The 7,608-nt window shown below is 68.5% G+C and carries 10 protein-coding genes; 6 read left to right on the top strand and 4 right to left on the bottom strand.

The features are described from left to right. Positions 1–278 (top strand): hypothetical protein (locus ABT160_RS45890; RefSeq protein WP_351656076.1); only part of this gene is annotated, 278 nt, incomplete at its 5' end. 9 nt (positions 279–287) lie between these two features. On the opposite strand, the gene ABT160_RS45885 is transcribed toward ABT160_RS45890, so the two are convergent. From ABT160_RS45885 to ABT160_RS45875, 3 genes are all read right to left on the bottom strand, one after another. Next, positions 288–710: a PH domain-containing protein gene (locus tag ABT160_RS45885; protein WP_351656075.1), complete on the bottom strand. Its 423-nt coding sequence runs from the start codon at positions 708–710 to the stop codon at positions 288–290. A 449-nt stretch (positions 711–1,159) separates the two neighbouring features. Then, positions 1,160–1,642 carry a hypothetical protein gene (locus ABT160_RS45880; protein WP_351656072.1) on the bottom strand — a complete coding sequence of 161 codons (483 nt, stop codon included), beginning with the start codon at positions 1,640–1,642 and terminating at the stop codon, positions 1,160–1,162. 97 nt (positions 1,643–1,739) lie between these two features. Continuing rightward, positions 1,740–2,261, bottom strand: a complete 522-nt coding sequence (locus tag ABT160_RS45875; protein WP_351656070.1) for an O-acetyl-ADP-ribose deacetylase — start codon at positions 2,259–2,261, stop codon at positions 1,740–1,742. Between the two features lie 73 nt (positions 2,262–2,334). On the opposite strand from ABT160_RS45875, the gene ABT160_RS45870 reads away from it, so the two are divergent. From ABT160_RS45870 to ABT160_RS45850, 5 genes are all read left to right on the top strand, one after another. Further along, positions 2,335–2,490, top strand: a complete 156-nt coding sequence (locus tag ABT160_RS45870; RefSeq protein ID WP_351656068.1) for a hypothetical protein — start codon at positions 2,335–2,337, stop codon at positions 2,488–2,490. 221 nt (positions 2,491–2,711) lie between these two features. After that, positions 2,712–3,026, top strand: a complete 315-nt coding sequence (locus tag ABT160_RS45865) for a hypothetical protein (RefSeq protein WP_351656066.1) — start codon at positions 2,712–2,714, stop codon at positions 3,024–3,026. A gap of 555 nt (positions 3,027–3,581) precedes the next feature. Then, the gene (locus ABT160_RS45860) at positions 3,582–3,917 is read left to right on the top strand and encodes a hypothetical protein (RefSeq protein WP_351656064.1); all 336 of its coding nucleotides are present in this window, start codon (positions 3,582–3,584) and stop codon (positions 3,915–3,917) included. Positions 3,918–3,977: 60 nt separating this feature from the next. Beyond that, on the top strand, positions 3,978–4,577 hold the full coding sequence (locus ABT160_RS45855; protein WP_351656061.1) for a hypothetical protein: 600 nt from the start codon (positions 3,978–3,980) through the stop codon (positions 4,575–4,577). Positions 4,578–4,801: 224 nt separating this feature from the next. Then, a complete protein-coding gene (locus ABT160_RS45850; protein ID WP_351656059.1) occupies positions 4,802–6,298 on the top strand; it encodes a hypothetical protein in 1,497 nt (498 codons plus the stop codon). A gap of 519 nt (positions 6,299–6,817) precedes the next feature. On the opposite strand, the gene ABT160_RS45845 is transcribed toward ABT160_RS45850, so the two are convergent. Then, positions 6,818–7,396 (bottom strand): hypothetical protein, encoded by a 579-nt coding sequence (locus ABT160_RS45845; RefSeq protein ID WP_351656057.1) that lies wholly within the window; start codon positions 7,394–7,396, stop codon positions 6,818–6,820. Positions 7,397–7,608 lie beyond the last annotated feature (212 nt).

The following is a 7,608-nucleotide window of genomic DNA, read 5'->3' as shown; positions in this document are numbered from 1 at the left end:
CGAAGGGGATCGTCCTGCTGGCGACACCGCAGGGCTGGCGCTACAGCGTCCTCACCGTGGAGGGCGGCATGCTGTGCGGACGTCTTGATGTGCCGGACACCACCGAACCGGGAGATGCGCAAGCTGCAGCGACTCGGGTGGTGACGGAGATCGCGCGCACCCTCCACGACAGCGACGTAGAGTTGCTCTGGAATCCTGCGCAGGATCCCGGGTCATGGACCGCTCATGTCACCCTCGTCACCGCGACGGAACCTGCTCCGGTGGATACCGCAGGCTGAACGGCAAGCTCATGGAAGCGTCGAGACGTCGGTCTCCGCCTCGCGCGCCGTGCACGCGGTGCAGGAGCGGATGTGCTGGACGTGGTGGTACTGCAGGGCGGCGATCTTCTGACGGGCGGCCGCCGTCCCGTACTCGAGGCTGCCGTCCAGTGATGCTTCACGGCCGTCGGTGAACTCCAGCCGTGCGGCGCTGACAGTGACGGTTCCCGAGGAGCGGCCCAGCTCGATGCGTCTGATGTCGCACCAGGCGTGGGTGCGCATGCGGCCCATGGCCCGCTCTCTGATGCCCTGCGGACTGACCCGAACTCCCCAGCGCACGCCACGGAACACGAAGAACAGGCCTCCCGCGATCACGAGCAAGGAGAGGACTTTGCCGACCGGTCCCGGTTCGGGGCTTGCGACACAGGCGATGCCGAACAGTGCGGTGAACATCCCGAAGATCACCAGGACTGCGGTCTGCCCCGGAGAGGAGAATGCCACGGGCACGGGTGTCGGTCTGTGTTCCATGATCCGACGCTAGAGTCCGGGTCCGGGCCGCGACTACATCCCTCCCTGCTTCGGGACACGCTTGTGACACGCCCACAGTGACGTCAACGCCCCTGGTGAAGGCGATAGCGGGCCCGTGCGATCGGGATATCGCGGCCGGGGCCCCGTAGGGTGCACGGGGGGCATTGGTGGTGACGCAGGACGCACCACATGGGGACTGGACGACCCGAGCTGGCCCGTCCTCGACCCGAACGGGAACCTGGCCTGAAGGGGCGGCAGGACAGGTCCAGCCGCTGAAACCACCCGCAGTGGCGCCTGATCACGCTGGTGTTGCAGCTCATCTTGCTGACGGTCACGGACGAGCAGTTCCTGCGCGTTCTCCTCGGGATCACCAGTCAGCGTGAGGCTTCGACACTGCTGACCCAGACAACGAAAGGACTGATCCCTGGCTCGGTCACGATCTGCTCCGAGAAGTTCTGTGCGTCCTCCAGGTCCGACCAGGCGATGAAGCCGGGCTCGCCGGCTGCCAGAAATCCCTCGACGACCGGACCGAGGTCGTCGGAAGCCACGTAGGTACCGCCGAATGGCAACGCATCCGGGGGCACAGAAGCAGTCGAGCACCGGAGCTGCCCTGCTTGCCTGTCGTGCCACACGTAGAACGTCGCCACCCCGGAGAAGCCCAGATCGCGAATGCGTTCCTGAATGGCAGCGGCAGTCCGCTCGAAGGCAGCCACCACCTCGGCCACGGACAACAAATTCCTGTCCCCGTCATCCGCACCCAGCGACCAGGAGTTGGTCGCCCACTCCATCCGTCGGTCAGTCGGCTCCAGCACCAGAGGCTCGTCCGCCACCTCAGCAATCCACCTCAACAGCACCACAGCAGTATCCCTGCACAGTTGGCTCGCGAACCGCCGAAAGAATCGATGTCTACGGCCACGCCCCGCGCCGATGCCCGTGTGTGCCCCGGGTGCCCGGTCATCCTGCGGCGAGTGCCCGCGTGAACGCACCGTAGGCGTCCTCGTCGAACAGCACGAAGCGCACCTCCTCGACCGGCGGTGTGGCTTGTTCCCTCACGGTGCGGACCGCGAGGCGGGCGGCGTCGTCCAGGGGCCAGCGGAAGATGCCCGTCGAGATCGCGGGGAACGCGACGGTACGCGCCTCCAGCTCCGCTGCCACGGCCAGTGACGTGCGGTAGCAGGAGGCGAGCAGCGCGGAGCGGTCCTCCTCGGCGCTGTGTACCGGGCCGACCGTGTGGATGACCCAGCGGGCGTCGAGGCGGCCGGCGGTGGTGGCGACCGCACGGCCGGCGGGCAGTCCTTTGCCGTAGTGGGAGGCGCGCAGCGCGCGGCAGGCGGCGAGGATCTCGGGGCCGCCCCGGCGGTGGATCGCGCCGTCGACGCCGCCTCCGCCCAGCAGGGAGGAGTTCGCTGCGTTGACGAGCGCGTCGGCGTGCTGGCGGGTGATGTCGCCGAGGACCAGGGTGATGCGGGTGTCCATGGGGCCATGGTGCCCAGACACCCGGCTCCCCGGCCACCGTGATCTCCGCGCGGGACCCGCACCGGCGCGGCTGGTGAATGGTCTGGGTTCCACCAGCGAGGCGTTGACCGTCCAGGCCTCGTTCCTGGAGATGGAGCGGCCCCTGGACGGCCTCTTCGCGCAGGCCCGGGGCTGGCAGACGGTCGGGGACGTACTGGTCGGCATCAGCGCCCACGCCAGGTCACGCTGAGCGCCGCACCGGGTGTCGTGTCCGTTGCCCGGCCGGTGCGGCTGATGTCCTGGGCTTCGCCGTGGGACAGGCCAGGTCGGCCTGGTGCGGGCGCTGCTGGGGGCGCAGGCACGGCAGCGGCCGGAACCGGGGGCGCGGAATCGGTCATTCACGCCGCGGCTTGCTCCCGGCGGCGGCTGGTGGGCATACGGTCAGTTCATGAAGAGGCGGGGGCGCCCACTGTGGCGGTGGTCGAGGCGGTGACCGGTTGGGTGCTGTCGCGGTGCGAGGCCTTGCGCGACGGGACAGCCGGTGACGTGTCGCACGAGCGGTTGCGGGCCGGCAGCGCGCCCGCGATCTCGCACAGCATGGAGCAGGTCGCGCCCAGCGCGTCGAAGTCGTTGTTGCAGGAGCTGGGCCGGGAGAAGGTCGACGTGGTGGCCGTGCAGGTGTTCTGGAAGGCGTTGATGGGCCTGGCCCTGGCCTCTGACGACTGGCGCACCGGGCACCCGGGGGTGCATCGGGTGGCGGAGGACTTCCTTGACGAACAAGGGTGAACTCTCCTGCTAGGCAGCCTCCCTTCCCCGGGAGCCGGCCGGTGGTGCGTGACTCGGACTCTCGATCATTGGCGGCGTTGGGGCAGACGCCTCTCTCGGGCAGCGCTGATCGGCGAGGGGTACGTCCATGGCCGCCGGCCCCCGACACGTGGAGCGGCTGCGTCGCATGGCCGAGCAGCTCGCCTGCGGCGTCCTGCTCCCTGGCGACGGCGTGGTCGGCGCCGGGGCCGGCGAGGGCCAAGGGCAGTGTTGATCCGCGCATGACGATATGAAACGGAGCGAAAGGTGCGTCCAACCTTGGGGCGTTGGTTCGGTGCGGGCGTCATGGCACTTCTCGGGCTCGGGGGCTGTACCGCTGGCCCAGGAGCGATCGAGCCCGTCCACGTTGCCGCGTACGAGGCCGGATACGCCCGTGGAAAGGCGATCTACGACAGCTCAGGCAAGGGCGCGGCGGTCCGGGAGACGGTGTGGGGCGGCTGTACGCGTAGGGCTCTTGCGGCAGGTGCTGAGGCCGCAGGCGACCGTGGTGCCTGGGTGCGGGGCTGCCTCGCCGGCGTGGCGAACGCCAAGAGCACGCCTCCGACCGGGCCAGTGGCGAAACGGTCGGAGGACGAGCACGTGCTCAGGGGCTTTCGTACCTGGGCGGAGGGCCATGGCGCCGGTGCGGCCGCGCGGAGCGCGGCGCGGTTGTTCACGGTCCAGTTGACCGAGGTCGACTTTGACGTCGAACTCGTCACCAGTTACTCCAACCCCGAAGACGTCGCCCGTGCCAGAGCGCTCGCGGGCGATTTCAGCCGGTGGTGGGACGGCGACCACGGGGACGTCGGTGTCGCGCGAAACGTGGTGATCCTGGATGTGCAAGGTGATCGCATCGCGACGCAACGGCTTTGAAAGAGTGAGTCAGTCAACGCCCGCGTCACAGAAAGTAGAAGGCAGAGGGGAGATGGCCACATGGCGAGGTTGAGTTATCGCTGGGCAGCGGTCGGGGCCGTCCTGGCGATCTCCGGCACAGCCTGCGCGAGCGGCAAGGGAGATGACGACGCGCACAGTGCGGCACAGGTGACGTACACGCGTGTTGCCCAGCTCGAGCCCGTCCACGTCAGCGGTGACGTGTTCGCCGACATGGAAGAGTCTTCGACCTCTGCCGCGCCGCACGCTCTGGGGGAGGTGACCAGGGGCGGCAAGCGGATCATCGCCTATGTGCAGGGCGGTTCCTGCGGGGTCATGGTCGTGGACGCCGCCGACGTCAGGCACGCCTCGCTCAACCTGCGCTCGGCGTGGCCGACCACCGGGTCCGAGGGCAGCTCCGACTACCCTGCGGGGCCCTACAGTTCGGCTCGGGGCGCGGGCTCGGGAACGCCCGGCGAGCGGGCGTCGATCGCCTGCAGCAGCAACGCGATGATCATCCGGTACCAGGCGCCGGACGCCGGTCCGGCCGTCCGGCCGGTGGGGCATGTCACCGTACGGGAAGAGTCCGATCCGCGGACCACGCAGCTGGTCGTCGGCTCGGACGCGGCGCGCAGCGAGATCCTGGGTCAGCTGGAGCAGTAGCGCTCCCTGGCCGTGTCCCAGAGGAGGAGAGGGTCGCCCCGGGGAGTCAGGAGCGTCCCTGGCCTGCTGGCCCGGCCGTACGCGTCGGGATCGCGGGCCGTACGGCAGCGGGTCCGGCCCGGAGCCTGCGGGGCAGAGCGGGCGGGTCTGGTTCTGCGAGCGGGGGTTGCTGTCGGTGGGGTCGGCGAGGAGCCTGGGTTGTGGTGTGGTGGCAGGATGGTGCGGTGGTGGACTCTCTGCGTGAACTGTGGCTGCGTGGCCTCGCCTTCAACCCGGCGGCGCCCTCCGACCTCCTGATACGCCTGCTGGACCAGGGCGGTGAGATAGGCCTGGAGATGTGCCAGGAACGGGCGCTGCCTGATGCGGTGATCGACGCGGCCCTGTCCCACCCTGCTGTGGCCGTGCGCGGCGCGCTCGCCCGCAACCTGCACATCGACCCGATGCGGCTCATCCCGCTGGCCACGGACCGTTCAAGCCTGGTCCGCGCCTATCTCGCCCGCGGCAACGACTCGACCCTGGACTGGGGGCCGCAGATGCTGCGGCGGATCCGGCCGCTCCCCGATGACATCCTGATCGCCCTGCTGACCGCCAAGGAACCGGCCGAGGACGGCATCCTCTCCATCAACGACATCCTCGGCGAACTCGCCGCGTCCCGGCACCATACGCCAGTCTTCGAAGCGTCCCTGGCCGGGCGTGAACAACCCGAACTACGCATCCGCGCCACCTGGCACTGGGAGAAGCTCACACCCCAGGAGCGGGTGCGGCTGCTGGATGACCCCGACCCTGCGGTGCGCGAGGCGGCCCGGGAGCACAGCTGGACACTGGACCCTGAGCGCGTCGAGGCGCGGCTGTCGTCCTACCGGCCGCGCAACCGCGCGTTCATCTACCGCTCGTACGCCCTGTCCCAGGCGCTGGTCGAGCAGTGCTTCGCGGACGGCTGGGAAGAGGAGCTGACCCACAACCCGCACGCCCCAGCGTCCGCGCTCGCGCGCCTCGCGCACCACCCTGACGCCTGGATCCGCGCACGCATCGCCCTGCGGCCCGACCTTGAGCCGGACCTGATCCCCGTCCTGGCAGCCGACGCGGACGAGAAGGTACGGCTGTGCGCACGCCTGCGCAGTTTCTGCGGTACCTGGGTGGAGTACGAGACGCTTCTCGATGCCACCGAGCACGGTGCCAACTGCACGTGCCCGTTCACCGAACCCGCCCGCCGGCCCTCATCCGACTGGTACGCGGCCTGCGCCGCATCGCAGGAACCCGTACTGCGCCGGGCGGCGGCACGCTGGCCCGCCCTGCCCGGCCCTCTCGTGACGCAACTGGCCCAGGACACGGACGAGCAGGTGAGGATCCGGCTGGCCTGCTACCACCCCCACGCACCCTCGCAGCTGCTCCTGGACGTCTTCCTCACCCGCCCCTCCCACCGCCCGCACCTGCTCACCCTGCCGCACTTCCCCACCACCGGACTGGCCCACCTCATCGACGACCCGGCCCCCGAAGTGCGCGTCCTGGCCGCCGCCGACCCCGCCCTCGCCACTCCCCCGGTCCACGACCCCGACGACCACGTGCGCCGGGCTGCCTCCGCCAACCCGGGCCTTCCGCCACACATCCTGGAGACCCTCCTGAGTGACCCGCGCACCGCGCAAGGGGCCGCCACCAACCCCGCCCTGACCACCTCCCGCATGCACGCCCTCCTCGACGACTGTCTCCACGCCGGCGAATGAGACGGCAGATCGAGGCTGAGGACGGCTGGGGGCAGCGGTCGCCTGCGCGTTCAAGCCCTTTCTTCGGACGGCGCAGGATGAACGCTCTGGACGTACCAGGCGGACTCTTTCTGCCATGGTTCTCCGCAGTCCTCACGTGTGCCTACGCCGACGGGGACCATGGGCGACACGCGCTCCAGCGTGCATACAACGTCGCTTTCGGATGGGGTGATGGGTTCTGAGCAGCAGGATCAAACCCAGGAATGGTGATTTGACGTTCGAGGTGTTGAGGTCCGTTCTGGCACGGGACGGCTCCATCTGCGGGCCGGCGGCTTTGGCTGCTCTGCTGGCGGGCGCGCGGTGGGAGGTCTCTTCGAGTACGGCTTCGGCTCGCTCGTTGTGGGCGATCTGGTGCGATCGGCTGGACATGATCGTGGAGACGGGAGGATCTGATCCGGGTCTGCTGGAGAGCTGGCCCAGGCCGTGGACGGGCTCCACGATGTAGGGCTGACGGAGCCTGCACCGGTGCACCCCGCAATCTCAGCGGTAGGCAGATTCCAGGTGTTGGCGGGCAATCTTTACGAACTCCTGAATCGCGTCATCGATCTGCCGATAGGCGTTCCAGGGGCGCGCCGCGTCCGGCGTGCTCTGCGTCCCGTCCTCTTCAATCAAAAGGTACCCGGCGAACGAGAGGGCCATCGAGAGCATATACGTGTGGGCGGTGAGATCCTTAGCTGCATCAACAAGGCTGTCAGGCCCCACGAGTTCGACAATCGCGGCAGCTTCGGCCACTGGCAGATAGTCTTCAGCTTCTTCAATCTTCTTTCGTCTTTCGAACGCTTCCTCGCTGCTCAAGCGCGGCTGCTCTCCAGCCAAAATGCTCGCTTGCCGCGAGTCAATCTCAGCGGCCAGCTGTACCAGCTGGAAGGTTTTCCTGCGGTATTCACTGACCGCCTTGATGAGTCCCGCGTAGGCGTCGCGTTGATCAGTGCGTCGAGCAGCGTCCATGACTGCTTTCCTGGATGCACGGGACACGTGAATGGCAGTCCTGGTGCTCACGATGCTGACGACGAGTGCCACTGCTGCAGTGATCAGCGCGGCCAGAACCGGTCCGGTCATGTCCCTACGATGGCACTTGTACCCACGGCAAAGGGCCCGATCACTCAGGAAGGTCTATGCCTAACGAGTTGGTGCGTGATAGCGGGTGGGACGTGTCTGCCCTGTTCAGGAGCTTGTTCAGTCGGTGATGTTGCGGTCGGAGACGAGGGCGGCGATGGCTTGGTAGGTGTCGGGGAGACGGTCGCGGCGGTGGGTCCAGCGCTGGAGTTGTT

Source organism: Streptomyces sp. NPDC001941, assembly GCF_040296945.1.
Lineage (GTDB): Bacteria > Actinomycetota > Actinomycetes > Streptomycetales > Streptomycetaceae > Streptomyces.
The sequence above is the reverse complement of the archived record's forward strand: the minus strand, read 5'-3'. Positions and strand labels throughout refer to the sequence as shown.